The following is a 24531-nucleotide window of genomic DNA, read 5'->3' as shown; positions in this document are numbered from 1 at the left end:
GCCAGGCCGGCTTCAGGAGTTCTCGACCTGCGCCGCGCGCTTCCAGGCCTCGGCGGCCTGCTCGGCGTCGTCGCGGTCTTCCGCCAGCTGCGCCAGTGCGAGCCAGGCGCGGCGATAGAGCTCCGTGTCCTGCAGGCCCATGCCGGCCTGCATCAGCAGCTGCTGGGCCTTGCCCCAGAGCTGGCGCTTCATGCAGGCCATGCCCGCGAGGTACTGCAGGTTCGCGTCACGCGGGTTGTTGCGCTGCGCGCTCTCGATGCGCGCGAGCCATTCGGCGTCCACCGAGTCGAGCCCTGCTTCGAGCGCGCGCGCCAGCTTGACGCGCAGCGCGTCGCCGAGCCCGCGCGGATTGGCCACCATGCGCTCCCAGGCCGGCAGCAGCCAGCCGCGCGCCAGTGCCAGATCGCCGCGCAGCGCGACCATGCGCTGGGCCGCGTGGATCGCCACCTCGGGCATCTCGCGCTCACTGGCATCGAGTTCGGTCCAGGCGCGCAGCAGCTGGGCCGGATCATGCGCGCCCGACAGCAGCTCGGTCGCGAGGCCGCGCACGATGCTTTGTGCGGCAGCATCCGAGAAAGCGCGGTGCTTGGCCAGCAGGCGCGCGGTTTCGAGTGCTTCGAGCGTGCGGCGATCCTGACGCGCGGCCTTCAGGCGCAGCCGCAGTGCGAGCGTGCGGCGCTGCGCGCCCTGCGGCAGTTCTTCGAGCCGCGCCAGTGCGGCCGCTGCATCGCGATCTTCGAGGGCCCAGCGCGCAGCGCGCAGCTGCACGCCTTCGCGCGTCTCGGGGCTGGCGAGCACGGTGCGATCCGCGCTTTCGTTGAGGGCCTGCTGCAGATGCGCGTCGCGCGCCGCCTTGTCCTGCAGCGCCTGCGCGCTTTCCGCGGCGAGCAGGTGCGAGAGCACGCGAACCTGCTGCGCCTGCGGCAGGCTGGCGCCGAGCGCGGCGAGCGTTTTCTCCTGCGTGAGCGCGGCCTGCGCGGCCTTTCGCGCGCGCGAGAAGCGGCCGGAGATCAGTTGCACCATCGCGTCGAGCAGGGCTGCGTGCAGCGTGCGCTCCTTCTGCTGCAGCCGCCACTGGCGCGCCTGCGTGGGCAGCGAGAACAGCGCCGCCAGCGCCCGCAAGGCCGCATGCAGCAGCACGAAGGCCACCAGCAGGATCACGAGCACGAGGTTCAGCGAAAGATCGACACGCCACGGCGGCCAGAACACGGTGATCGTGCCCTGGTTGTTGCCTGCGAAGAGAGCGACTGCCGCCGCGACGGCGAAGAGGGCAAGAAGCCAGATTGCTGCGCGCATGGATGTCCGATCAGCGCCCTGCTGCGGCAGTCGCGAGCGCCGCCAGCGTGTCGTCGATGCGGACCGGCTCGGTCGTCTTCACCAGCGACTGCAACTGCTGCAGCAGCGTGGCGGCGGCCTGGGTACGGCGCGATGCGGGGTCGAAGTAACGGTTGAGCGAGGCGGTCACCTGCGACAGCTCGCTGCGCGTGGCTTCCATCTGCCGCGACAGCAGCGACAGGCGCGCGTTGAGCAGCTTCAGCTTGAGGTTCTCGCGCAGGAAGTACGACTGCTCGGGCGCCAGCAGGATCGCCTCCGGGCTCTGGATGCGGCCGACGCGCACCAGCGAGCGGGCCTCGCCGCGCACGGTGAGCAGCACGCGGCGCCACCAAGGCGCATCGGCGGGTATGGGCTCGGGCTGCCATGCATTGGTGCCGGTGCCGCGCACGGCCACCGCGTTGAGCGTGGGCAGGTCGTCGACGTTGCGCATCAGCTCGTCGAGCTTCTGCAGCGCCTCGGCGCCGTCGTTGCTGGCGCTGCTGCGCAGGCGGTCGGCGTCGCGCTGCATGGCGCGCTGCAGCGGAGTGAGCCGCGGCTGCGCGGCGCGTGCGATGCGTGTGTCGCCGGCCTTCAGCGCGGCCAGCAGCGGCTCGACGCTGCCGGTGACCTGCGCCTGCTGCAGGGCAAGGCGCACGGCCGACTCGATGTCGACGACCAGGTTCTCGTCGCGCGAACGCGAGAGGCTCTGGATGAGTTCCTCGAGCTGGGAGCGCTGCAGCGCGACTTCTGCCACGCGGGTCTCGACCAGCGCCACGCGGGCCGAGGCATCGCGCACCGTGTCGCTGGCCTGGCGGGCCAGCGTGCGCGCCTCCATCGACTGCGCGATGGCGTCGGCGCTCTGGCGCGCCAGCTGCTCCTTCATGCCGCCGACCTTCTGCCAGAGCGCGATGGACATCAGCAGTGCGACCAGCGCCACCAGGGCCACCAGGCCGAAGCCGATGCGGGAGAGAAGCAGTGCGCCCGCGGCCTGCGCGGCAGGTGTCTGATGCGGTGCCAGCGGGGCTGGAACCGGCGCCGTGGCAGCGGATGGGGAAGGAGAAAGATCGTCTGTGGGGGACGCGGCGCTCATGCCAAGGATTCTATAGACGCGACCAGCGCATCCAGCAGGGGCGTGCATACACGCAACGCCCCGAAACCCGCGCCACGCGCGGCTTCGCCGATGCGCGCATGCGTGGCGACCGCGCTTGCGGCATGCCACTGCACGCCCGGCATCGCGCGCTGCAGATTGGCGATCGCCTCCGAGCTGCTGAAGAGCCAGATCGCCCGGCCTTCGGCGCCGTCCATGGCGAGGCGGTGTTGTACGACGTCCAGCGATGGCGGCAGCCTGCGATAGGCCACCACGGTGTCGCGATGGCCGCCCGCCGCATCGATCTCGTTGGCCAGCCAGTCGCGTCCCGCGGGCCGTCCGGCTTCGTCGCCGCCGCGCACGATCAGCACGCGAACGCCATTCGACACCTGCGCGTGGACGCGTTCCCACAGCGCCTCGGAGTCGAAGCGCGTGGCCTCGGGCGGCGGCGCGTCGATGGAATCGGACGGCACGCCCGCACGCAGCAAGGCGCGCTTCGTACCAGGGCCCGTGGCCCAGAAGCGGCAACCTGCCAGCGAATCGGCGGCACCTCTGTATTGGAAGAAATGCTCGACCGCCGTGGCGCTCACGAACATCAGCGCGGCATAGTCCGAGAGCTGCCGCCATGCCGCGCGCAGCGGCTCGATGTCGGTGGCGGGTTCGATCACGATGAGCGGCAGCGCCACCGCGTCGATACCCGCGGCGCGCAGATCGCTGACCCATCGCGCGGCTTCGCGCGCCGGCCGCGTGACGATGACGGGACGGCCGGTCATACGACGACCACCGGTGTCAGTGGGCTCCGCCGGCACGCAGCAGCGCCGAGGCGTGCTCGCCGAGCGCCTCGGCCTGCGCGAAGTCGCCGACGGATGCCAGCGCGTGCACCCTCACCAGCGGCACCTTGCCTTCGGGGTCGCCCCAGGCGGCATCGATGCGCAGCGCGCCGTCGGCCTGCCAGCGCGCATGGGCGGCCAGCGGCATCGAGCAGCTGCCGCCCATCGCGCGGCTCACGGCGCGCTCGGCGGCGGTGGAGAGCCAGTCGCCTTGGTGGGCCAGCGGGCCCAGCAGTTCGATGAGGTCCTTGCGGTCGGCGCGCACTTCGATGCCGAGCGCACCCTGCCCCGCGGCAGGCAGCATGGTGTCGGCGTCGAAGGCCACACGGATGCGGCTTTCCAGCCCCAGCCGCTTGAGACCGGCCGCGGCCAGCACGATGGCGTCGTACTGCCCTTCGTCGAGCTTGCGCAGGCGGGTGTCGAGGTTGCCGCGCAGCGGTTCGATGCGCAGGTCGGGCCGCAGCGCGCGCAGCAGCGCCATGCGGCGCAGGCTGGAGGTGCCGACGACGGCGCCCTGCGGCAGCGCGTCGAGCGATTCGAAACGGGGGGAGACGAGCGCGTCGCGCGGGTCTTCGCGCTCGAGCACGCAGGCCAGCACGAAGCCTTCGGGCAGGTCCATCGGCACGTCCTTCAGCGAATGGACGGCAATGTCGGCGCGCCCTTCCTCGAGTGCGAGTTCGAGTTCCTTCACGAAGAGCCCCTTGCCGCCCACCTTGCTGAGCGTGCGGTCCAGGATCTGGTCGCCGGTGGTGGTCAGCCCCAGCAGGCTGACGGTGTGGCCTCTTTCTTGCAAAAGCGCCTGCACATGCTGGGCTTGCCACAGTGCCAGGCGGCTTTCGCGCGTGGCGATCACGATATTGCTCAAGACCGGCCTCAAAAGTACGTGTTCCAAACCGCGGGAATGCTAGCATGTTGCGCCGCAACAACGAAGACGGCACTCCATTCAAGAAGTCCAGGACAAACATCGAATGAAAGCCAGCAAGACACCTGCTCCGCCCAAGCGCCGCCAGGCCGAAGACCAGCCTCTGATCGAAGACATCCGGCTGTTGGGCCGGATCCTCGGCGACGTGATCCGGGAGCAGGAGGGAGAAGAGACATATGCACTGGTCGAGAAGATCCGCACTCTCTCCGTGGCTTTCCGCCGCGATGCGGACCAGGCGGCCGACCGGGCGCTGAAGAACCTGCTCAAGGGGCTGAGCGCCGCCGAGACGGTGCGCGTGATCCGCGCCTTCACCTACTTCAGCCACCTGGCCAATCTTGCCGAAGACCGCCACCAGATCCGCCGCCGCACCGAGACCGAGCGCGCCGGCGAGAGCGTCGAGGGCGACCTGCAGACCGCGCTCGCGCGCATCCGCAAGGCCGGCGTGAAGCCCGACGAGATCGTCGCCTCGCTGGCACACAGCTATGTCTCGCCGGTGCTCACCGCGCACCCCACCGAAGTGCAGCGCAAGAGCATCCTCGATGCCGAACGCGCCATCGCGCAGCTGCTGACGGTGCGCGACGAGATCAGGCTGCGCCAGAACGCCTATGCGGCGGCCAAGGACGCGCTCACGCCCATCGAGTTCGCGGAGAACGAAACGCAGATGCGCATCCGCGTCACGCAGATCTGGCAGACGCGCATCCTGCGTTTTTCCAAGCTCACCGTGGCCGACGAGATCGAGAACGCGCTGAGCTACTACGAAGCCACCTTCCTGCGCGAGATCCCGCGCGTGTACGCCGACCTTGAGAAGGCGCTGGCCCAGGGCGGCCAGGCGCCGTCGGTGGCGCCCTTCCTGCGCATGGGCCAGTGGATCGGCGGCGACCGCGACGGCAACCCCAACGTCACGGCCGAGACGCTCGAATACGCGCTGAGCCGCCAGTGCGAGCTGGCGCTGCGCTACTACCTCACCGAGGTGCACTACCTCGGCGGCGAGCTGTCGCTGTCGGCCACGCTGGTCGACGTGTCGGTGGAAATGCAGGCACTCGCAGAGCGCTCGCCCGACACCAGCGAGCACCGCAAGGACGAGCCCTATCGCCGCGCCCTCACCGGCGTGTATGCGCGCCTGGCGGCCACGCTGCGTGAGCTGACCGGCGGCGAGGCAGCTCGCCACGCCGTCGCGCCGCAGAACCCGTACAAGAGCGCCGAGGAGTTCCTGGCCGACCTGCGCACCATCGCCGAATCGCTGGAGGAAAAGCACGGCAGCGTGCTCGCCGCGCCGCGCCTGCTGCCGCTGATCCGCGCGGTGGAGGTGTTCGGCTTCCACCTGGCAACCGTCGACCTGCGCCAGAGTTCCGACAAGCACGAGGCCGTGATCGCCGAGCTGCTGGCCACCGCGCGCATCGAGCCTTCGTATGCGTCGCTGGCCGAGGAAGCCAAGCAGACGCTGCTGCTGAAGCTGCTCGACGACGCGCGGCCGCTGCGCGTGCCCGACGCCGACTACTCGCCGCTCGCCAGGAGCGAGCTGGCCATCTTCTCAGCCGCGCGCATCGCGCGTGCGCGCTACGGCACCGCCGCCATCCGCCACTACATCATCAGCCACACCGAAACGGTGAGCGACCTGCTCGAAGCCCTGCTGCTGCAGAAGGAAGCGGGCCTGCTGCGCGGCGCGATGGACGGCAAGGCCACCTGCGACCTGATCGTGGTGCCGCTGTTCGAAACCATCGAAGACCTGCGCAACGCCGCGCCCATCGTGCGCGCCTTCTATGCGCTGCCGAACATCCAGGCGCTCATCGAACGCTCGGGCGCCGAGCAGGACGTGATGCTGGGCTACTCCGACAGCAACAAGGACGGCGGCATCTTCACCAGCAACTGGGAGCTGTACCGCGCGGGCATCGCGCTGGTGTCGCTCTTCGACGAGCTGAACAGGAAGAAGGCCAACCCCATCCGCCTGCGCATGTTCCACGGCCGAGGCGGCACGGTGGGGCGCGGCGGCGGCCCGAGCTACCAGGCCATCCTCGCGCAGCCGCCGGGCACGGTGCGCGGCCAGATCCGGCTGACCGAGCAGGGCGAAGTCATCGGCTCCAAGTACGCCAACCGCGAGATCGGCCGGCGCAACCTCGAGACGCTGGTGGCCGCCACGCTCGAGGCCACGCTGCTGCCGCAGGGCAAGTCGGCGCCTGCCAATTTCCTCTCGGCCGCGAGCGAACTCTCAGCCGCGAGCATGGCGGCCTACCGCAAGCTGGTATACGAAACCCCGGGCTTCGGCGACTACTTCTTCGGCTCCACGCCGATCCGCGAGATCGCCGAGCTCAACATCGGCTCGCGCCCCGCGTCGCGCAACCCCAGCCACAAAATCGACGACCTGCGCGCGGTGCCGTGGAGCTTCAGCTGGGGCCAGTGCCGCCTCACCATTCCGGGCTGGTTCGGCTTCGGCTCGGGCGTGGAGCAGTTCCTGGCCGCCGCCGGCAACGCGGCGGGCCGCAAGGAGCGCCAGGCGCTGCTGCAGCGCATGTACGCGCAGTGGCCCTTCTTCCGCACGCTGCTGTCGAACATGGACATGGTGCTCGCCAAGAGCGACCTCGCGCTGGCCTCGCGCTACGCCGAGCTGGTCACCGACCGCAAGCTGCGGCAGAAGGTGTTCTCGATGATCGACGCCGAATGGCACCGCACCTCCGATGCGCTCACGCTCATCACCGGCGCGAAGCAGCGGCTCGAAGGCAACGCCGAGATGCAGCGCTCGGTGCGACACCGCTTCCCGTACATCGACCCGCTTCACCACCTGCAGGTCGAGCTGATGCGGCGTTACCGCGCGGGCGACGGCGGCGAGCGGCTGCAGCGCGGCATCCACATCTCGATCAACGGGGTGGCGGCGGGCCTGCGCAACACGGGCTGACGCCACCGCGCGAGCCGGGACGGGCCCTTCGGGGCCCGTCGTCGTTTGCAGCGCGCATAGACTCGCAGCCCTATCCACCGAAAGAGAACGCCATGAAAGGCTCCTGCCTCTGCGGCACCGTCCGGTACGAAGCCGCGCGCCTCGCCGGCCCCATCGTCCACTGCCACTGTGCGACCTGCCGCAAGGCGCACAGCGCCGCGTTCACCACGACCGGTCGCGTCGACCGCGCAGACTTCCGCTGGACCGCGGGCGAGGAAGCCATCGGCTCCTTCGAATCGACGCCCGGCAAGCTGCGCCACTTCTGCACCCGCTGCGGCACGCACCTCGTGGCCGAGTGGGTGGACAAGCCCCAGGTCATCCTGCGCCTGGGCTCGCTCGACGACGACCCGGGCCAGCGCCCCGCCTCGCACATCTGGACTTCGCACGAGGTGCCGTGGCTCGACCACACGACGGAAATTCCGTCGTTCCCCGAAGCACCGCCGGCGAAGACATGAGCGCATGAGCACGAAGATCGGCTCCCGCCGCAGGCTCATCGTCGCCATCCTTCTGTGCGTGGCGGTGGGCGGCGCGGTGGTGCGGAACTACGCGGCGCCGGGCTCGACCACGCGCGACATCGCGACGCTCCTGATGGTGCTGTGGGTGCCGATCATCGGCAACGTGATCGCCTGGCTGATCGGCAAGTGGCCGCGCCGTGCGCCTGCCGCAGCACCGCCGGGCTTCGATGCGCTGGGTGCGTTCACGCCCGGTGCGCTCGCGGAGATCACTTTCCGCAAGCCCGCCCTGCCCTCGCAGGACACGCCCATCGCGCCGGGCGAATACCGCTGCGCGCTGGTGCTCGACAAGGAAGGCTTCTCGGCGCGCTGGATGGTGCCGGCGGGCGATGCGCTGGAGCGCGGCAAGCCCGCCGCGCTCGAAGTCGAGTTCCTCTCGCCCGCCGTCGCGCTGCCCCGCTTCCAGCCCGGTACAACCTTTCGCGTACTGATCGGCGATTCCTTCGTCGCCGATGGCCGAATACTGCAATTGCGACCCGCGCTCAGCTAGGCCGCTGCAGAGGCCCCATGGATGGCGATAGCCATCAAAAGGGCCCATTGTTCATCCCCGGGAAACTGTCTGCTGCCGCGCGGCACCTTTGTCGCAAGCGCGACGGCTCGCACACTCCATGCCTCTTCAACGGCATCGGTGCGCGCGCCGCCGCCGACGCTCCAAAGGACAGCTTCCCATCATGATGAATTCACCCAGCAGCAACCCGTGCATCGACGAACTCGGAGCACCGGTGCAGGCCGCGGCAGCACACGTTCCGGCCTCGCGCTCCGCATGGCTCGCCGTCGGCTCCATCGCCGTCGGCACCTTCGCGATGGTCTCGACGGAGTTCATGCCCATCGGCCTTCTCACCGACATCGCGCGCGGCCTCAACGTGTCCGACGGCACGGCCGGACTCATGGTCACCATGCCCGGCGTGCTCGCCGCCTTCGCCGGGCCGGCGCTCATCGTCGCTTCGGGCAAGCTCGACCGCCGCACGGTGCTGATCGCGCTCACCACCTTGCTGATCGCATCGAACCTGCTCGCGGCCTTCGCGCCCAACTTCGCCACCATGCTGGTGGCACGCCTGCTGCTCGGCCTGTGCGTGGGCGGCTTCTGGACCTTCGCGCCCGCCGCCGCCACGCAGCTGGTGCCGCATGCCTCGCAGGCTCGCGCCATGTCGATCGTGCTGGCCGGCGTGTCGGCCGCCACCGTGCTCGGCGTGCCGGCCGGCTCCTTCCTCGGCACGCTGTTCGGCTGGCGTGCATCGTTCGCCGTGACGGGCGCGCTCGCGGCCGCCGTGCTGGTGGTGCAGCTGTGGTTGCTGCCTTCGATCCCGCCGGTGCGCGCCATCGGCGCGCGCGACCTGCTCACGCCGCTCACGCGCCGCATGGCGCAGGTCGGCCTGCTCGCGGTGCTGTTCTTCATCGCCGGCCACTTCGCGGCCTACACCTACCTGAAGCCGCTGCTGCAGCAGGTGTTCGGCCTCGCGCCCAACTCGGTGTCGACGCTGCTGCTGGTGTACGGCGCGGTGGGCTTCATCGGCACCTTCCTCGGCGGCAGCCTGGTGGCGCGCAGCGTGCGCGGCACCACCCTGCTGGCGGCGCTGATGCTGGCCACCGCCCTGCTGCTGACGACGGTGATCGGCTCCGGCTTCGTGCCCGGCGCGGTGGTGGTCGTGATCTGGGGCGTGGCCTTCGGCCTGATCCCGGTCGCGCTCACCGGCTGGATGATGGAAGCCGTGCCCGACGCACCCGAGGCCGGCCAGGCCCTGCTGGTGAGCGGCTTCCAGGTGGCGATCGCCTCCGGCGCGCTGATCGGCGGCGTGACGGTCGACAGCTTCGGCATCTCCAGCGCGATGGTGCTCAGCGGCGTGCTCGTGCTTATCGCGGCGCTGATCGTCGGCACGCTGGGCCGCGCGCGCGGCGGTGCCTCGCTGGCCGCCGTGCCCGAGTAAGCACAAGCGGCAACTCCGCAATCGTTCAGTGGCGGCCGGGCTTCCCGGCCGCCACGATCGCATCCAGCACTACGCGCAGGGCCTTGCTGACAGGCTTGTCGCGCCGGACCACGATGGCCAGCCCGCGATGCATGCGGGGGTTCAGCCGGCTGGTCTTGAGCTCCGGGTGCGCGCCGCGCCCTGTCATCGCCATGCCGGGCACGATGGCATAGCCCAGCCCCGCGGCCACCATCTCCTTCATCGCCTCCACGCTGCCCAGCTCCATCACCGGCTGCGGCTGCAGGCCCTCGGCGGCGAACCAGCGGTCGACCAGCTTGCGGGTGTTGGCCGCGGGCTCGAACAGCACCAGCGGCAGGCCGGCCAGATCGCCCGGCGCGACCTTCGACTTCAGCGGTGCGAGGTCCTGCCGGCCGATGGCGACGAACTCGTCGTCGAGCACCGGCATCACCGCCAGCGAGCGCCCGGCCACGGGCAGCGTGACCAGCGCGAGATCGAGGCTGTTTTCTTCCACCTTGCGCGCCTGGTCTTCTGTGTTGCCGGTGCTGACCACCACGCCGAGTTCGGGAAAGCGCTCACGCAGCCCGCGCAGCACAGAAGGCAGGAAATGCAGGCAGGCCGTCGCACCCGTGCCCAGCCGTACGCGGCCCGCGATGCCGCTGGCGTGATCGGCGAGCGCGTCGATGGCGTTCTCCACCGCGGTCTCGATGTTCTGCGCGTGGCGCAGCAGCTCCATGCCCGCCGGCGTGGCCTGCGCGCGCTTGCCGACGCGCTCCACCAGGCGCACCGCCAGCCGGCGTTCGAGCTGGCGGATCTGCAGGCTCACAGCCGGCTGCGAAAGGCCCAGCCTGTCTGCCGCGGCCGAGAAGCTGCCGGTTTCGATGACGAGCGCGAAGGACCGGAGCTGGTCGAGGTTGAGCGATTTATCCAAAGTTTTTCTCATGCCCTGCATAGGCAGACGAAGCTTCACTTATCGATGGCGCATCGTCAAGATCGGGGCCATGTCATCGCCATCCCCTGCTCCGCTCGCTTCCGCCACGGTCGAGATCCTTGACGCCATGCCGCATCACATGGCGGCCGTGCAGTCCATCTACAGCCACTACGTGCTGCACGACCTGTGCTCCTTCGAGGAGGAAGTGCCCTCCGTCGACCAGATGCAGCAGCGCCGCGCCGACGTGATCGCGCGCGGCATGCCCTACCTGGTGGCGATGCTCGATGGCGAGGTCGCCGGCTATGCCTACGCCACCGCCTACCGCGCCCGCTCTGCCTACCGGCATTCGGTGGAAGACTCGGTCTACGTCGCGCAGGGCATGCACGGCCACGGCATCGGCAAGGCGCTGCTGCGCGATGTGGTCCGGCGCTGCACCGAAGCCGGCTTCACGCAGATGGTCGCCTGCGTGGGTAACAGCGCCAACGCGGGCTCGCTGCGGCTGCATGAAAGCCTGGGCTTCGCGCAGGTCGGCGTGCTGCGCGACATCGGCTTCAAGTTCGGCCGCTGGGTGGACACCGTGCTGATGCAGCGCGCCCTGCGCTGAGGCTGCGTCGTCATGTCGGGCAACACCGCCGGCCCCGCGCGCGGCTGGCTGGCGCTGCTGTGCGCGAGCCGGCTGCTGCAATCGATGATCGTCACCGCCTACTCCGGCGTGCTGCCCTTCGCGATGGCCGACTGGCACATGACGGCCGCGCAGGCCGGCTCGATCCAGAGCGCCTGGCACGTGGGCTACATGAGCTCGCTGTTCGCCGTGGGCCTGCTGGCCGACCGCTACGGGCCGCAGCGTATCTTCTTCACGGGCAGCGCGGTGAGCGCGGCGGCTGCGCTCGCCTTTGCGCTCTTCGCACGCGACCATATCTCGGCCATGCTGCTCTACGGCCTGGCCGGACTGTGCGCGGGCGCCTCGTACACGCCGGGCCTGCAGCTGCTGGCGCACAACACCGAGCCCGCCGTGCGCGGGCGCGCGATGGGGCTCTTCATCGGATCGTCGTCGATGGGCTACGCACTCTCGCTCGCGGTGGCGGCGGCGTTGAGCCATCTGCATCAGTGGCGGCTGGGGCTGCTGGCCGCTGCGGTCTGCACGGTGGCTGGCGCGGTGCTCACGGCGCCGGCGCTGCGCCGCATGCGGCTGCCCTCGCCCCCCGCACCCGGTGCGATCCGCGAAGGCACCCTGCACGCCCTGGCAGCCACGGTGCGCGACAAGCCCGCGATGGCCGGCAACTGGGCCTACGCTTTCCACTGCTGGGAACTGATGGCGCTCTGGGCATGGCTGCCGGCGTATCTGGTCGCCTCTTCGGGCGTGGCCTCGTCGTGGCAAGGCGCCGGCATCGCGCTGGCGGCGCTGGCCCATCTGGTGAGCGTGTTCGGCAGCATCGCGGGCGGCGCGGCTTCCGACAGGCTGGGCCGCGCCCGGGTGATGATGATCGCCACCGTCGCGAGCCTTTGCATGTCCTTCGCCTTCGGCTGGATGTGGAGCTGGCCGCTGTGGCTGCTCGCGGCGGCAGCGGCCGTCTACAACCTGCTGGCCATCGCGGACTCGTCGGTCTACTCGACCGCGCTGGCCGACGTGGTGGCGCCGCACCGGCTGGGCGTGGCCTTCTCGGTGCGCTCGGTGATGGGATTCGGCGCGGGCGCGCTCAGCCCGTGGGTGTTCGGCCTCGCGCTCGACTGGGGACAGGCCAGCTTCGGCATCGGCAGCATGCATGCGTGGGTGGCGGCATGGAGTTCGGCCGGGCTGGGCGCGCTGCTGGGGCCGCTGATGATCGCGCGCTTCTCGCGGCTGCATCGGGCGCACATGGCGGCGCGCTGAACGCGCGTCCTGCGCCTCGGGTTTTAAAATAAAACTGATGCCGGCAATCGCCGGCCCAGCCAGACCCGATCCGGAAAGAAACGCTCCTCATGGCCCAACGAAAAAGCCTCAAGGCCGATGCATGCCCGATGGCACGCGCGCTCGACATCGTCGGCGACCAGTGGTCGCTGCTCGTGATCCGCGATGCCTTCGACGGGATGAAGCGCTTCGGCGAATTCCAGCAGAGCCTGGGCGTCGCCAGGAACATCCTGTCGGACCGGTTGAAGAACCTGGTGCAGGAAGGCGTGCTCGAGCTCGTACCCGCCTCCGACGGAACTGCCTACCAGGAATACGTGCTCACGCCCAAGGGCAAGGGCCTGTTCCCCGTGGTGGTCGGCCTGCGGCACTGGGGCGAGGCGCACCTGTACGCGAAGGGCGAGCCGCACTCGGTGCTCGTCGAGCGCGACAGCGGCAAGCCGGTGCCGAAGATCGAGTTGCGAACGCGCGATGGAAAGCCGCTCGATCCGGCCGCGACCTTCGTGAAGAAGCTTCCCGCGACCGCCCGGGCTGCGAAGTCGCGAAGCGCGACCTCATAGCGCGGCGCGCGCGGGCTACTCGCCCAGCAGCTCCCCGATCGGCTGCAGGTCCTCCACCCGGTCGCAGATCGACTTGATCACCATCGTGATCGGAATGCCCAGCAGCAGGCCCCAGATGCCCCAGAGCCAGCCCCAGAAGATCACGCCCACGAACACCGCCACCGGGTTCATGCGGCTGGTGCGGCTGGTGAGCCAGGGCATCAGCAGGTTGCCGATGACGGTGTGGATGCCCAGCGACATGCCTGCCACCACGATGCCCATCTGCAGGCTGTTGAACTGCAGGAAGGCCACCAGCCCCGCGGCCGCCAGCACGATCACCGAACCGATGTAGGGAATGAGGTTGGTGACGGCCGCGATGATTCCCCACACGGCCGCGTTCTCCATGCCGACGGCCCAGAACGCGAGGCCCGTGGCCACGCCGACGATGGCGCTCACCAGGATCTGCACGAGCAGGTAGCGCTCGATGTTGCGCGTGATGTCGTCCAGCACGTGCACCGTCACCTTCTTCTTCTGCAGGCTCGAGCCGGTGATCTTGATGAGCTTGCGCCTGAAGGTGTCGCCCGAGCACAGCGCGAAGTAGGTCAGGAAGGCCACCAGCGTGAACTGCCCCATTGCGCTGAGCAGTCCGACGGTGCCGCTGAGCAGGTAGTCGCGCACGTTGAAGCTGGGCCGTTCGATGATGACGCGTGCCACGCCCTTGCGCGAAGCGACGCGGGCCGAGTTCTCCTCGGCCGCCTTCTCGAGCTGCGCCGCCGCCTGCTGCACGTTGTCCAGCGGCGTGGCGCTGGCGCCCCGGTCGCGGCGGATGGCCTGGCCCAGCTTCTGCGCGGCCACGGGCAGCGAGTCGAGCAGCTGCGTGGCGCTGCCCGAGAGCGAATAGCCGGTATAGCCCAGGCCGCCGAAGAGGCCCATGAGGATCAGCCCCGCACCGATCCAGCGTGGCAGCTTCCAGCGATGCAGCAGCTCGACCAGCGGCGACAGCGCATAGGTCAGCAGCAGGCTCAGCATCAGCGGAATGAAGACGGCCTGCCCCCACTGCAGCGCGAACACGCTGGCCAGTACCGCGAGCACCACCAGCGAGGCGCTGCGCACGTCGACGGGCATGTGCAGCAGCAGGCGCTCGCGCGCCGGGGCGGGCGGCTCGGGGGCGGGTGCAGGCGGTTCAGGTTCCGGCCCGGGGGCCGGCTCGGCCGCCACCGGCTGCGGAGGTTCGGCAACCGGCTCGGTCGGCGGCGGAGCTTCCGCCACCATGGACTTGTCGTCGCTCATCGCGTTTCCTTCAGCACCTCGCGCACCGCCGCGAGCTGCCGGCGCGACACGGCCACGGGCTCGGGAATGGAATCCAGCCGCAGGGCCCAGCCCTCGGCGTCCTCGCCGTCGTCGTATTTCTCCAGCGCGCGTATCGCCGAGCGCGCGACCAGCGCGTTGCGGTGCACGCGCAGGAAGCGCTGCGGATAGCGCTCCTCGAACTCGTTGAGCGAGCCGTCGAGGATGTGGCTGCGCGTGGCGGTGCGCACCGTGAGGTACTTGTATTCGGACTTGAGGTAGAGCACCTCCGACAGCGGCACCCGCTCCGCACGGCCCCGGTCCTGGATCAGCACCGTCTCGGGTGCGGCCTGGGCCTGCTGCAGCGCGCGGCGCTCCTTCAGGAAGCGCTCGACCTTCTGCAGCGCCTGCTGCAGCCGCTCGGCGCGCACGGGCTTGGTGAGGTAGTCGACGGCCTCGAGGTCGAAGGCCGTCACCGCATGGGCGGCGTGGGCGGTCACGAACACCACGGCAGGCGCGTTGGAGCGGCTGCGCAGCGCGCGCGCCACCTCGATGCCGTCGACGCCGGGCATGTGCACGTCGAGCAGCACCAGGTCGAGCGCCAGCGTGCCCAGCTGCTGCAGCGCCTCGGCGCCCTGCGAGGCTTCGGCCACCACTTCGGCGCCGGGCGAGGTGCAGTCGCGCAGCAGCGTGCGCATGCGCGAGCGCGCCAGGGCTTCGTCGTCGACGATGAGTGTCTTGAGGGTCATGATTCGGCGGGAATGGCTATGCGTACTCTGTAGCTTTTCTGGTCCATCCCGGCGCTGAACTGCATCTGCATGTCGTGCAGCAGCCGCAGCCGGTCGCGCACGTTGGCCAGCGCGATGCCGTGGCCGCGCGGCAGCGGCTCGTCGGCCCAGCGCAGCGGCGGAAGGCTGTTGACCACTTCGATCACCACCATGCTGCCGCGCCGCTCGGTGCGGATGCGCAGCCTGGCGCCCTCCGGGCTGGGCTCCACGCCGTGCTTGATGGCGTTCTCGACCAGCGGCTGCAGCAGCAGCGGCGGCAGGCGCGCGTTGCTGGCGGCGGCGTCCAGGTCCCAGCGGATGCGCAGGCGGTCGCCGAAGCGCACCTGCTCGATGGCGAGGTAGCGCTCGGCCAGCGCGATCTCGTCGGCCAGCGTGCCCGATTCGCCGGGGTCGGCCAGCGCCTGGCGGAACAGCTCGGCCAGGTCCTCGAGCATGGTTTCGGCCTTGGCCGGCTCCTCGCGCACCAGTGCGATGGCGCTGTTGAGGGTGTTGAAAAGAAAGTGCGGGCGGATGCGCGACTGCAGCTCCTCCAGCCGCGCCGTGGTGGCTGCCGGCGTCTGGCCCCGGGCGCGCAGCACCATCGCCGCCATCACCAGCCCCGCGAACAGGGCACCCGTGAGCGCGCTGGCGAGCCATGGCGCGCTGGCCAGCACGCCCGTCAGGCGCAGCAGGCCGCAGCCGTAGGTTGCCGACAGCGCGCCGAGCAGCGCGCCGGCCGTGTACTGCCAGTGCTTCGGCAGCCGCCGCAGCGGCTTCTTGAGGCCGCAGGCGCTCACCAGCCACAGCAGCGTGGCGGGCAGCGCCCCGCCGGTGATGGTGGCGGTCTGCACCAGCCATTCGCCGGGCGTGGACACCACGAAAAGGGCTGCGATGGCCACCACCGCCTCGACGAACACCACCGTGCGCAGCACCACGCCGATCTGGCAGGCGTCGAAGATCGACGGGCCGCCGCGCGCGGACGACGCGGCCGCGCGCGCCCTTTCCGACGACGGCGGGGGCGTGGGTGAAGAGCTGGCCGATAAAATCGCCGGGTTGCGCATCGCAGACATCTGATCCATCGGGTAACCAACCCATTATTGCCTCCAGGACGGCTCCCATGACCCAAAACCAACTCGACAAGAAATCCGAAGCCTGGTCGGCCCTTTTCTCCGAACCGATGAGCGACCTCGTGAAGCGCTACACCTCCAGCGTCTTCTTCGACAAGCGCCTGTGGCAGGCCGACATCCAGGGCTCGCTGGCACATGCCGGCATGCTGGCGGCACAGGGCATCATCAGCGTGCAGGACCACGCCGCCATCGAACGCGGGATGGCGCAGATCCGTTCCGAGATCGAATCCGGCGCCTTCGAGTGGAAGCTCGACCTGGAAGACGTGCACCTGAACATCGAGGCGCGCCTGACCCAGCTGGTCGGCGACGCCGGCAAGCGCCTGCACACCGGCCGCAGCCGCAACGACCAGGTCGCCACCGACGTGCGCCTGTGGCTGCGCGGCGAGATCGACCTGATCGGCGACCTGCTGGTCGAGCTGCAGAAGGCGCTGGTGGACATCGCCGAGAAGAACGTCGACGTCATCCTGCCGGGCTTCACCCACCTGCAGGTGGCGCAGCCGGTGAGCTTCGGCCACCACATGCTTGCCTACGTGGAAATGTTCAGCCGCGACGCGGAGCGCATGAGCGAGGTCCGCAGGCGCGTCAATCGGCTGCCGCTGGGCGCCGCCGCGCTGGCCGGCACCAGCTACCCGCTGGACCGCGAGCTGGTCGCCAGGACCCTGGGCATGGACGGCGTCTGCCAGAACAGCCTGGACGCGGTGAGCGACCGCGACTTCGCCATCGAATTCACCTCCGCCGCCAGCCTGTGCATGGTGCACGTGAGCCGCATGAGCGAGGAGCTCATTCTCTGGATGAGCCAGAACTTCGGCTTCATCAGGATCGCCGACCGCTTCACCACCGGCTCGTCGATCATGCCGCAGAAGAAGAACCCCGACGTGCCCGAGCTGGCGCGCGGCAAGACCGGCCGCGTGGTCGGCCACCTGATGGCGCTCATCACGCTCATGAAGGGCCAGCCGCTGGCCTACAACAAGGACAACCAGGAAGACAAGGAGCCGCTGTTCGACACGGTCGACACGCTCAAGGACACCCTGCGCATCTTCGCCGAGATGATCGGCGGCATCACCGTGAAGCCCGAGGCCATGGAAGCCGCCACCCTGCGCGGCTACGCCACCGCCACCGACCTGGCCGACTACCTCGTGAAGAAGGGCCTGCCCTTCCGCGACGCGCACGAGACCGTGGCCCACGCCGTGAAGGCCGCCACCTCGCACCAGGTCGACCTGGCCGAGCTGCCGCTGGCCGTGCTGCAGCAGTTCAACCCGGGCATCGAGAAGGACGTGTACGACGTGCTGAGCCTGCGCGGCTCGCTGAACGCGCGCAACATCCTGGGCGGCACCGCCCCGGCGCAGGTGAAGGCGCAAGTCGCCCGCCACCGCGCCCGCCTCGGCTGAGCGCGGCCGCAACTGCAGCAGCGGCCGCGCCGTGTTCTACGCCATCCCGCTCGAGAACAAACCGAGCTGGCGCAATCCACCGTGGATGACGGTGCTGCTGATCCTCGTGAACATGATCGTGTTCTGGGGGCCGCAGCGCAGTGAAGAAAAAGGGCAGGAGCGCGCAGCCGCCTATTACGTGAAGAGCGCGCTGCCCCAGCTGGAGCTGCCCGCCTTCGTGGAGTGGCTCGAGAAGACCGACCCTCAGCGCGGCAAGCTCGCGCGCCGCATGCTGCGCCACGAGGAGGCCTATCCGCAGCTTCTCGAGGGCCTGCAGAACGACCGCAAGTTCCTGCAGAAGCTGCGCGCCGACGAGATCATCAAGCCCGACAACCCGCAGTACGACGAGTGGAAGCGCGCCCGCCAGCAGTACGAGTCGATGCTGCCCGCGCCCTTCACCGAGCGGTGGGCGCAGAGCTACGCGACGGATGCCGAATTCAGGCCCTGGACCTGGATCACCAACGCCTTCCTGCACGGCAGCACCGGCCACCTGCTGGGCAACATGCTGTTCCTGTTCCTCTTCGGCTTCTCGGTCGAGCTGGCGCTGGGGCGCGGCACCTACCTCGCGTTCTACCTGCTGGGCGCGGTCGGCGCCTCGGTGCTGGCCGGCTGGGCCTATGCCGGCGGCACCTACGGGCTGGGCGCCTCGGGTGCCGTCTCGGCGCTGATGGGCATGTACGCGGTGATGTACCGCCTGCGGCGCATCCGCTTCTTCTACCAGCTGTTCTTCTATTTCAACTACGTCACCGCGCCGGCCCTGCTCCTGCTGCCGGCCTGGATCGCCAACGAGCTGATGCAGCACTGGCTGGGCGGCCAGGGCATCGCCTACATGGCCCACCTCGGCGGCCTGCTGACCGGCGCCGCGCTGATGTACGGTGCCATGCTGATGGGCCGCGTGAAGACGCCCGAGACCGTCAAGTCGGAGATGGTGAACGACGACGACCGCTTCGACGAGCACGTGGCCGCCGCCCGCAAATACGGCGCCGCGATGAAGTTCGACCGCGCCTGCGCCGAATGGCGCGCCGCCGCCGCCCTGCGCCCCGGCGACGCCGAGACGCTGCGCGCCTGGTTCAACACCGCGCGCCTGCAGCCCGCGAGCGACGACTTCCACCAGGCCGCGCGTCGCATCTTCCGCCTGCCCGCCACCGACGAGGACACGCTGGCGCTGCAGCACGCGAGCTTCCAGGCCTACCTCGACCAGGCCCGCCCCGGCGTGCGGCTCAAGCCCGAGGACATGGCCCGCCTCGCGCGCCGCTTCGCCCGCATCCGCCAGTTCGACGACGCCGACCGGCTCTGCCGCATCCTGCTGAAAACGGCGCCCGACCATCCCGAGCTGGCCGACACGCTCTCGACCTGCGCCAACGGCCTGCTGCACGCGGGCCTGCGCGACAAGGCGATCGGCCTGCTGCCGCACCTGCTGCGCCTTGCGCCGAACGACATGGTGACGCGGGCGCTGCAGAACGCCTGAAGGTGCCTGGGGTCTGCGCCACCTATGCCGTCTGCGCCGACGGCGCCGCCGGCCGCAGCAGCCAGCGCACTTCCTGCGTCTGCTCGCTGTCGGGGTAGCGCGCTTCCATCGTCGTCAGGATGGGCTGCGCCATGTCGGCGCGGCCAAGCCCCTGCACCAGCGCGCGCGCCGCGAGCTCATAGGCCTGCGGAATGGCCTCGTGACCGCGGAAGCGCTTGTCGAACCCCGACAGCAGCGCCAGCGTGGAGTGGGCGTCGCCGTTGCGCCATTCGGCGCGCGCCATGGCGATGACCATGGCCGGATCGTCGAGCGCGAAGGTCTTGTCGCGCTCCTTGCAGGCCTTGAACACCTTCAGCGCCTCGGAGGCCAGGTCGCGCCGCATCAGCAGCGGGATGAAGCGCTTCGCCTGGTCGAGCATGGTGTCTTTTTTCTCGGGCATCAGCGCCAGCACGCGGTGGTAGCGGCGCTGCGCCGCGAGGTCGTTGGAGTCGGCGGTGCGCTGGGCCTCGTAGGCCGTGCCCAGTGCCGCGGCGAGGTCGCCCTCGGTGATGAACTGCGCCACCTCGGCGTCGATGCGCTGCGCCTCGATCTGCGCGGGCGTGCGGCGGTCGGCCGGCGCGCCGTCGGGCAGCTCGCTGCCCGGCACGGCGTCGAAGCCGAAGGCGTCGTGGTGCTGGAACATCACGTAGCCCAGCAGGCTCGCCATGACCCAGCCGAAGTAGATGAAGGCGAAATTGACGATCGGCAGCACGATGCGCCCGTCGAACATCGGCAGCACCATCGCCAGCGCCACCTGCGCGCCGGTGCTCAGCAGGAACAGGAAGAAGCAAAGCAGCGCATACGGCCAGCCGATGGTGCGCATCGCGTCCATCACGTGGCCGGGGTTCATCGCCTGGAAGAAGCTGCCCGACTGCACCAGCACGATCACCGCAGCCGGGAAGGTGAATGACATGACGAAAAGGCCCACGGTGCCGAGGATGGGCGCATACCAGGCGAGCCAGCCGATCAGGAAGGCCTGCACCAGGGAAATGGCGAAGAGCTTCCAGGGCAGGTAGGTCCACTCGTCGCTCGACTCGCGGCCGAAGTCGGCCGAGTCGCGGATGCCGCGCGCGCCCAGCGCGATGACCTTGAAGCCATAGCGGCTGGCCGCCAGCATGATGCCGACCTCGATCACGAAGAGCGCTAGCGCATCGGGCAGGAAGAAGATCGCGTCGAACAGCAGGCTGCAGAACGCCAGCAGCAGGCCGTAGGCCAGCGGCCGCATCTGGAACGGAAAAGCGAAGAAGCTGTTGAGCCGGCGCCAGAAAGGCGGTGGCGGCGGCAGCGCATCCTTGACGACGATCATGGCAACTCCCTCGCTTCCTTTTCTTTTCTTCTTACTTGCGGAAGAAATCGCTCTGGCTCATGGCGCCGGCGCCGCCCATGCGCATCACCGTGGCCTCGTCGGCATGAACGAGGCGCATCTGGCCGAGTTCGCGCTCCAGGCGCTGGGTGAAACTGGTCTTGTACTGCAGCAGCGACTCGCCCATCTTCAGCACGCTGGTGCCCTTGACGGTGGCGCTCTTGCGGTCGGGGGCCACCTCGATGCCGTCGATGTTGTACTCGTACTCGATGGTGAGGATGCCGCCCATGCGTTCGCCGACCTTGCTGAAGGTCTCGAAGGCTTCGCGCGTCGCCTGGCAGGCCTCGTCGCGGTTGTGGGAGTGCTCGACCGTCTTGCCCATCATCGTGGTCCTGCTCTCGATGCGGGCCTTGCGGCTGAGCTGCTTGCACAGCGCCTCTGCATCGCGCGAGTAGATGGCGTGGGCCTCCTTCTGGTAGTAGTCGCGCACCATCGGCTCGTCGAGCTTGCGCCCGCCGATAAAGAAGTACCACGCGCCCACGCAGAGCGCGATCACGATCGCAATTTGCTTCATTCTTCTCCGTCCGCGCGTGCGCGCGGTCCCTCGGTTTTTGCGGGGCAGTATACGTTCACAAATGTTTCCAAAAGACTTCATTTGGCCGGCACAGTGAATCCGCCCGCCAGGTTGCTCCGTACTCCGGGCATGCGCATCGATGCCCCACAATCCCCGGATGCCCGCACCCAGCCCCGACGCCGAACTGATGGCGCTGATCGACCGGATCGGCCGTCGCGACGAAGCCGCCCTGCGGCAGCTCTACGACCGGACCGCGCCCCGGCTGATGGGCCTGGCGATGCGCGTGGTGCGGCAGCGCGAATGGGCGGAAGACGTGCTCCAGGAAAGCTTCCTGACCGTCTGGCGCGTGGCCGGCGACTACCGCGCCTCGCTCAGCCCGCCGCTGGCCTGGCTCGGGCTCATCGTGCGCAGCCGGGCGCTCGACCTGCTGCGCCGCCGCGCCGCCGACCGGACCCGGCTCACGCAGGAATTCGACGAGCAGATGGCCGACCAGATCGAGGCCGACACCCCCGGCCCTGCCGAGAACGCCGATGCCAGCGAGCAGGCCTGGGCGCTGCACCAGTGCCTGAGCCAGCTGGAGGGCCGCCAGCGCGAGGTGGTGAGCCTGGCCTACCTGCGCGACATGAGCCACGGCGAACTGGCCCGGCAGCTCGAGCTGCCGCTGGGCACGGTCAAGAGCTGGATACGGCGCGGGCTCGAAAAGCTGCGCGTCTGCATGGGACGCTTCGCGTGACAGCGGTGACGACGAAGAAGGCGTTTCAAAAGGCGTTTGTCCCCTCATGAATCTCATCGCACACCCCGAATTGCTGGAGCTGCTGGCGGCGAGCCACGCGCTGGGCACCCTGCGCGGCGGCGCCCGCCGCCGCTTCGAGGCCATGGCGCGCGAGCAGGCGCCGGTGCGCGCCGCGGCGCTGGTCTGGCAGGGCCGGCTCGCGAGCATGACCGAGCTGCAGTCGCCCGTCGTGCCCGACGCGGCCGTGTGGACGCGCATCCGCAACATGATCGACGCCGAGCAGTCCGCGCTCGCGCTGGAACGCCAGCGCGCGGCGGCCAGTGCCGCCGGCGAGCCCCGCCAGGGCGGCTGGCCGCGCAGCCTCGCGCTGTGGCGCGGCGCCGCGGTGGCCGGCGCGCTGGCCACCGTGGTGGCCGTGACGGTCGGGCTGAACCTGCGCGACCAGCTGCAGAACGCGCCCGTGGTGCAGTACGTGGCCGTGCTCAGCGACGACAAGGCCGCCGCCTCGATGCTGGTGACCTTCGATCCGAAGAAGAAGCAGCTCGTGCTGCAGCGCGTGGGCGACTACCGCGAAGGCGACGACAAGTCGCTGCAGCTCTGGGCCCTGCCACCGGGCGGCGCGCCGCGATCGCTGGGCGTGCTCGGCAACGCGCCGGCCCTGAAGCTGACAGCGTCGGAGTCCGACGTGCAGGCCGTGCCGGCGCTGGCCATTTCGCTCGAGGCCAAGGGCGGCGTGCCTGCGGGCAGCGGGCCGAAGGGGCCGATCCTGTTCAAGGGCGCGCTCATCGAGAAAACCATCTAGCCGGCGGCTGCGACTGTCAACGACCGCCCGGCCTGGGGCGTCGTGGTAGAAAACCCGCCTGCCCCGCCCTCCGCCTCTTTTTTCGTTCTTCCAATGTCTTCGATGAAAACCGCGCTGGCCGCGGTCGCCCTGCTGACCGCCGCGCTTGGAGCGCAAGCCCAGTCCAGCTTCTTCCCCCAGGAGTCCGAAACGGCCGCCGCCGAGGCTGCAGCCGCGCGCGACTACCTGGCCGCCAAGGACCGCTGGCACAACGAACTGGCCGCTTTCGCGCGCGCCGACCAGGAGCGCTTTCCGGCCCCCGGCGGCGTGGTGTTCGTGGGCAGCTCCACGGTGCGCATGTGGACGCGCCTGTCGCAGGATTTCGCGCGCGTGCCCGGCGGGGTGGTCAACCGCGGCTTCGGCGGCTCCACGCTGGCCGATTGCGCCCTCTTCGCGCGCGACCTGGTGGTGCGCTACAAGCCGCGCCAGGTGATGGTCTATGCGGGCGACAACGACCTGGCCGAGGGCCGCACGCCGCTGCAGGTGCTCGACAGCTTCGCGCGCTTCGCCAATGCGGTGCGCGCCGAACTGCCGGACACCCGCATCAGCTTCATCTCGGTCAAGCCCAGCCCCTCGCGCGAGCAGCTGCTGCCGCAGATCCGCGAGACCAACCACGTCGTTTCGGCCTACCTGAACCTGCTGCCGAACAGCGAATTCATCGACATCTACACGCCGATGCTGGGCGCGGACGGGCGCCCGCGCATGGAGCTCTTCCGTGGCGACAGGCTGCACCTCACGGACGAGGGCTACCGGCTCTGGCATTCGGTGATCGCGCCGCACCTGCCGAGCCCTCCGCCGGCGCCGACGGCCGGGCTGCCCTGAGCCGGGCGCTTCCGCTCAGGCCGGCGCGGGCTCCGACGGTACATCGTCCGCCGGCGGCGGAACGTCCGCCCCACGCGTGAAGCGCGCCACGAAGTACATCCCCGAGAACACCGCCGCCAGCAGCAGGCCGTCGCCCCACCAGGGCCGCGCCGTCTGGCTGTCGCCGTAGAAGGCCAGCACCAGCAGCACCGCGATCAGGTGCGCGCAGAACACCGGCAGCGAGGCCGAGCCCATCGCCTCCAGCCAGCGCAGCCGGGGAATGCGGCGCATCAGCCAGGGCCCGAAGCGCACCGCCAGGACGCCCAGCGCCACCAGGTTCACCAGCCGCAGCGGGCCCAGCTGCCACTTGTCGAACAGCAGGTTCAGCTCCACATCGCCGCCGAACGGCGCCTGTCCGTTGATGCCTGTGTGGCGCCAGTAGAAGCCGTAGAGGGCGATGCCCGCGGCCAGCGCCAGCAGCCACGCCGGAAAGCGCAGCGGCCGGGCACCGGGGTCATTGCGGGTCGCGCCGATGCACAGCCCCGCGAACCACAGGAACTGCCACGCATAGGTATTGAACGCGCCCATCTCGTGGAAGGGCACCGGCACGCCCAGGTAGCGCACCGCCAGCCCGTAGACCCATTCGCTGATGCCGAACTGCGCCGCCGCCCACACGGTGGCGCTCGCCACCATCACCCGGGTCCAGCCGTGGCGCATGGCGAAGGCCAGCACCCAGGGGCTCATGAGCATGAAAAAGATGTACATCGGCAGGATGTCGAGCAGTGCCGGTTCGTAGATGAGCAGCAGCCCGTAGATGAAGCCCTCGCGCGGCTCCGCCAGGTAGTACGAGACCAGGTTCTTCACCGCCGGCTGGTCGATGTGCAGGCCCACCGCCGTGATCACGGTGAACAGGAACAGCAGGGTCGCCGCCTGCGCCAGGTAGACCTTGAGCACGCGCCGCCAGAAGGCCTGGCGCATCGAGTCGACGCCGCGCACATGGCCGATGCGGCTGTACACCAGGCCGGCGACGAAGGCCGACAGCAGCACGAAGCCTTCGGCGGCCGATACGAAACCGAAGGGCTGGCCCAGCGGATCGGTCAATCGGGTGGGCAGATGGGTGACGGTCATCAGCACGAGCATCAGCCCGCGCAAGGCGTCTATTTCCCAGTAGCGTTTCATCGGTCGGCGGCGAGGTCTTGGTGGCGGTCCGCGCGGCGCACGCACGACGGCCCCGATTGTAAGAAGAGCGGCGTAAAGACCGCCGCACCCGCAACCGGGCCGACGGCCTATGAC

The 24531-nt window shown here is 69.7% G+C and carries 24 protein-coding genes; 13 read left to right on the top strand and 11 right to left on the bottom strand.

Translation table 11 applies throughout. From position 1 onward, the window contains the following. Window positions 1-12 precede the first annotated feature (12 nt). The 4 genes from ABL843_RS07885 to hemC are packed head-to-tail and all read right to left on the bottom strand — an operon-like array spanning window position 13 to window position 4096. Window positions 13-1296, bottom strand: a complete 1284-nt coding sequence (locus ABL843_RS07885; protein ID WP_418119506.1) for a heme biosynthesis protein HemY — start codon at window positions 1294-1296, stop codon at window positions 13-15. A 10-nt stretch (window positions 1297-1306) separates the two neighbouring features. Further along, complete coding sequence (locus tag ABL843_RS07880; protein WP_184635486.1) at window positions 1307-2404, bottom strand: uroporphyrinogen-III C-methyltransferase; 1098 nt, start codon at window positions 2402-2404, stop codon at window positions 1307-1309. Continuing rightward, window positions 2401-3174 (bottom strand): uroporphyrinogen-III synthase, encoded by a 774-nt coding sequence (locus ABL843_RS07875; protein WP_418119505.1) that lies wholly within the window; start codon window positions 3172-3174, stop codon window positions 2401-2403. The genes ABL843_RS07880 and ABL843_RS07875 overlap by 4 nt, the downstream gene beginning before the upstream one ends. A gap of 16 nt (window positions 3175-3190) precedes the next feature. Continuing rightward, entirely contained in the window at window positions 3191-4096 is a 906-nt protein-coding gene (gene hemC, locus ABL843_RS07870) for a hydroxymethylbilane synthase (protein ID WP_418119504.1), read from the bottom strand. A 103-nt stretch (window positions 4097-4199) separates the two neighbouring features. Here hemC and ppc point away from each other — a divergent pair, with 103 nt between their 5' ends. The 4 genes from ppc to ABL843_RS07850 all read left to right on the top strand — a co-directional run bounded on the left by ppc (window position 4200) and on the right by ABL843_RS07850 (window position 9519). Next, window positions 4200-7043: a phosphoenolpyruvate carboxylase gene (gene ppc, locus ABL843_RS07865; RefSeq protein WP_418119503.1), complete on the top strand. Its 2844-nt coding sequence runs from the start codon at window positions 4200-4202 to the stop codon at window positions 7041-7043. Between the two features lie 92 nt (window positions 7044-7135). Continuing rightward, window positions 7136-7537, top strand: a complete 402-nt coding sequence (locus tag ABL843_RS07860; RefSeq protein WP_418119502.1) for a GFA family protein — start codon at window positions 7136-7138, stop codon at window positions 7535-7537. 4 nt (window positions 7538-7541) lie between these two features. Then, a complete protein-coding gene (locus tag ABL843_RS07855; RefSeq protein WP_418119501.1) occupies window positions 7542-8084 on the top strand; it encodes a hypothetical protein in 543 nt (180 codons plus the stop codon). A gap of 181 nt (window positions 8085-8265) precedes the next feature. After that, window positions 8266-9519: an MFS transporter gene (locus ABL843_RS07850; RefSeq protein ID WP_126022621.1), complete on the top strand. Its 1254-nt coding sequence runs from the start codon at window positions 8266-8268 to the stop codon at window positions 9517-9519. A 25-nt stretch (window positions 9520-9544) separates the two neighbouring features. On the opposite strand, the gene ABL843_RS07845 is transcribed toward ABL843_RS07850, so the two are convergent. Next, window positions 9545-10468 carry a LysR family transcriptional regulator gene (locus ABL843_RS07845; protein ID WP_418120449.1) on the bottom strand — a complete coding sequence of 308 codons (924 nt, stop codon included), beginning with the start codon at window positions 10466-10468 and terminating at the stop codon, window positions 9545-9547. 49 nt (window positions 10469-10517) lie between these two features. Between ABL843_RS07845 and ABL843_RS07840 the strand changes: the two genes are divergently transcribed. The 3 genes from ABL843_RS07840 (at window position 10518) to ABL843_RS07830 (ending at window position 12892) form a co-directional block, all read left to right on the top strand. Next, window positions 10518-11051: an N-acetyltransferase family protein gene (locus ABL843_RS07840; RefSeq protein ID WP_418119500.1), complete on the top strand. Its 534-nt coding sequence runs from the start codon at window positions 10518-10520 to the stop codon at window positions 11049-11051. Between the two features lie 12 nt (window positions 11052-11063). Further along, a complete protein-coding gene (locus ABL843_RS07835) occupies window positions 11064-12317 on the top strand; it encodes an MFS transporter (RefSeq protein ID WP_418119499.1) in 1254 nt (417 codons plus the stop codon). Between the two features lie 89 nt (window positions 12318-12406). Continuing rightward, complete coding sequence (locus tag ABL843_RS07830) at window positions 12407-12892, top strand: winged helix-turn-helix transcriptional regulator (RefSeq protein ID WP_184635469.1); 486 nt, start codon at window positions 12407-12409, stop codon at window positions 12890-12892. Between the two features lie 15 nt (window positions 12893-12907). Here ABL843_RS07830 and ABL843_RS07825 read toward each other — a convergent pair whose 3' ends face one another. Genes ABL843_RS07825 through ABL843_RS07815 form a run of 3 tightly spaced genes read right to left on the bottom strand, consistent with a single transcriptional unit; the run spans window position 12908 to window position 15824 of the window. Continuing rightward, window positions 12908-14161, bottom strand: coding sequence for an AI-2E family transporter (locus ABL843_RS07825; protein WP_418119498.1), 1254 nt, complete (start codon window positions 14159-14161; stop codon window positions 12908-12910). After that, entirely contained in the window at window positions 14158-14907 is a 750-nt protein-coding gene (locus tag ABL843_RS07820; protein WP_126022615.1) for a LytR/AlgR family response regulator transcription factor, read from the bottom strand. Before ABL843_RS07820 ends, ABL843_RS07825 begins: the two co-directional genes overlap by 4 nt. Then, on the bottom strand, window positions 14904-15824 hold the full coding sequence (locus ABL843_RS07815; protein ID WP_418119497.1) for a sensor histidine kinase: 921 nt from the start codon (window positions 15822-15824) through the stop codon (window positions 14904-14906). The genes ABL843_RS07820 and ABL843_RS07815 overlap by 4 nt, the downstream gene beginning before the upstream one ends. Here ABL843_RS07815 and ABL843_RS07810 point away from each other — a divergent pair. The 3 genes from ABL843_RS07810 to ABL843_RS07800 are packed head-to-tail and all read left to right on the top strand — an operon-like array spanning window position 15817 to window position 18947. Continuing rightward, window positions 15817-15999, top strand: a complete 183-nt coding sequence (locus ABL843_RS07810; RefSeq protein WP_260319190.1) for a hypothetical protein — start codon at window positions 15817-15819, stop codon at window positions 15997-15999. The genes ABL843_RS07815 and ABL843_RS07810 overlap by 8 nt on opposite strands. A gap of 43 nt (window positions 16000-16042) precedes the next feature. Then, window positions 16043-17440, top strand: a complete 1398-nt coding sequence (argH, locus tag ABL843_RS07805) for an argininosuccinate lyase (protein WP_418119496.1) — start codon at window positions 16043-16045, stop codon at window positions 17438-17440. A 31-nt stretch (window positions 17441-17471) separates the two neighbouring features. Then, window positions 17472-18947, top strand: a complete 1476-nt coding sequence (locus ABL843_RS07800; protein ID WP_369659281.1) for a rhomboid family intramembrane serine protease — start codon at window positions 17472-17474, stop codon at window positions 18945-18947. Window positions 18948-18969: 22 nt separating this feature from the next. On the opposite strand, the gene ABL843_RS07795 is transcribed toward ABL843_RS07800, so the two are convergent. Continuing rightward, complete coding sequence (locus tag ABL843_RS07795; protein ID WP_418119495.1) at window positions 18970-20292, bottom strand: hypothetical protein; 1323 nt, start codon at window positions 20290-20292, stop codon at window positions 18970-18972. A gap of 31 nt (window positions 20293-20323) precedes the next feature. Continuing rightward, complete coding sequence (locus ABL843_RS07790; RefSeq protein WP_126022611.1) at window positions 20324-20863, bottom strand: hypothetical protein; 540 nt, start codon at window positions 20861-20863, stop codon at window positions 20324-20326. Window positions 20864-21002: 139 nt separating this feature from the next. Here ABL843_RS07790 and ABL843_RS07785 point away from each other — a divergent pair, with 139 nt between their 5' ends. The 3 genes from ABL843_RS07785 (at window position 21003) to ABL843_RS07775 (ending at window position 23259) form a co-directional block, all read left to right on the top strand. Beyond that, the gene (locus ABL843_RS07785; RefSeq protein WP_126022610.1) at window positions 21003-21596 is read left to right on the top strand and encodes an RNA polymerase sigma factor; all 594 of its coding nucleotides are present in this window, start codon (window positions 21003-21005) and stop codon (window positions 21594-21596) included. Window positions 21597-21642: 46 nt separating this feature from the next. Next, window positions 21643-22398, top strand: coding sequence for an anti-sigma factor (locus tag ABL843_RS07780; RefSeq protein ID WP_418119494.1), 756 nt, complete (start codon window positions 21643-21645; stop codon window positions 22396-22398). A 102-nt stretch (window positions 22399-22500) separates the two neighbouring features. Further along, entirely contained in the window at window positions 22501-23259 is a 759-nt protein-coding gene (locus tag ABL843_RS07775) for an SGNH/GDSL hydrolase family protein (protein WP_126022927.1), read from the top strand. A 15-nt stretch (window positions 23260-23274) separates the two neighbouring features. Here the strand turns inward: ABL843_RS07775 and opgC are convergent, their stop codons facing one another. Continuing rightward, complete coding sequence (gene opgC / locus ABL843_RS07770) at window positions 23275-24417, bottom strand: OpgC domain-containing protein (protein WP_418119493.1); 1143 nt, start codon at window positions 24415-24417, stop codon at window positions 23275-23277. Window positions 24418-24531 lie beyond the last annotated feature (114 nt).

The organism is Variovorax sp. 350MFTsu5.1 (assembly GCF_048302515.1).
Lineage (GTDB): Bacteria > Pseudomonadota > Gammaproteobacteria > Burkholderiales > Burkholderiaceae_C > Variovorax > Variovorax guangxiensis.
The sequence above is the reverse complement of the archived record's forward strand: the minus strand, read 5'-3'. Positions and strand labels throughout refer to the sequence as shown.

Bases quoted from the DNA above. Each gene is read 5' to 3' on its own strand.
- ABL843_RS07885 (WP_418119506.1), bottom strand. From the start codon at position 1,296: ATGCGCGCAGCAATCTGGCTTCTTGCCCTCTTCGCCGTCGCGGCGGCA.
- ABL843_RS07880 (WP_184635486.1), bottom strand. From the start codon at position 2,404: ATGAGCGCCGCGTCCCCCACAGACGATCTTTCTCCTTCCCCATCCGCT.
- ABL843_RS07875 (WP_418119505.1), bottom strand. From the start codon at position 3,174: ATGACCGGCCGTCCCGTCATCGTCACGCGGCCGGCGCGCGAAGCCGCG.
- ppc (WP_418119503.1), top strand. From the start codon at position 4,200: ATGAAAGCCAGCAAGACACCTGCTCCGCCCAAGCGCCGCCAGGCCGAA.
- ABL843_RS07860 (WP_418119502.1), top strand. From the start codon at position 7,136: ATGAAAGGCTCCTGCCTCTGCGGCACCGTCCGGTACGAAGCCGCGCGC.
- ABL843_RS07855 (WP_418119501.1), top strand. From the start codon at position 7,542: ATGAGCACGAAGATCGGCTCCCGCCGCAGGCTCATCGTCGCCATCCTT.
- ABL843_RS07850 (WP_126022621.1), top strand. From the start codon at position 8,266: ATGATGAATTCACCCAGCAGCAACCCGTGCATCGACGAACTCGGAGCA.
- ABL843_RS07845 (WP_418120449.1), bottom strand. From the start codon at position 10,468: ATGCAGGGCATGAGAAAAACTTTGGATAAATCGCTCAACCTCGACCAG.
- ABL843_RS07840 (WP_418119500.1), top strand. From the start codon at position 10,518: ATGTCATCGCCATCCCCTGCTCCGCTCGCTTCCGCCACGGTCGAGATC.
- ABL843_RS07835 (WP_418119499.1), top strand. From the start codon at position 11,064: ATGTCGGGCAACACCGCCGGCCCCGCGCGCGGCTGGCTGGCGCTGCTG.
- ABL843_RS07830 (WP_184635469.1), top strand. From the start codon at position 12,407: ATGGCCCAACGAAAAAGCCTCAAGGCCGATGCATGCCCGATGGCACGC.
- ABL843_RS07825 (WP_418119498.1), bottom strand. From the start codon at position 14,161: ATGAGCGACGACAAGTCCATGGTGGCGGAAGCTCCGCCGCCGACCGAG.
- ABL843_RS07820 (WP_126022615.1), bottom strand. From the start codon at position 14,907: ATGACCCTCAAGACACTCATCGTCGACGACGAAGCCCTGGCGCGCTCG.
- ABL843_RS07810 (WP_260319190.1), top strand. From the start codon at position 15,817: ATGGCCACCACCGCCTCGACGAACACCACCGTGCGCAGCACCACGCCG.
- argH (WP_418119496.1), top strand. From the start codon at position 16,043: ATGACCCAAAACCAACTCGACAAGAAATCCGAAGCCTGGTCGGCCCTT.
- ABL843_RS07795 (WP_418119495.1), bottom strand. From the start codon at position 20,292: ATGATCGTCGTCAAGGATGCGCTGCCGCCGCCACCGCCTTTCTGGCGC.
- ABL843_RS07790 (WP_126022611.1), bottom strand. From the start codon at position 20,863: ATGAAGCAAATTGCGATCGTGATCGCGCTCTGCGTGGGCGCGTGGTAC.
- ABL843_RS07785 (WP_126022610.1), top strand. From the start codon at position 21,003: ATGCCCCACAATCCCCGGATGCCCGCACCCAGCCCCGACGCCGAACTG.
- ABL843_RS07780 (WP_418119494.1), top strand. From the start codon at position 21,643: ATGAATCTCATCGCACACCCCGAATTGCTGGAGCTGCTGGCGGCGAGC.
- ABL843_RS07775 (WP_126022927.1), top strand. From the start codon at position 22,501: ATGAAAACCGCGCTGGCCGCGGTCGCCCTGCTGACCGCCGCGCTTGGA.
- opgC (WP_418119493.1), bottom strand. From the start codon at position 24,417: ATGAAACGCTACTGGGAAATAGACGCCTTGCGCGGGCTGATGCTCGTG.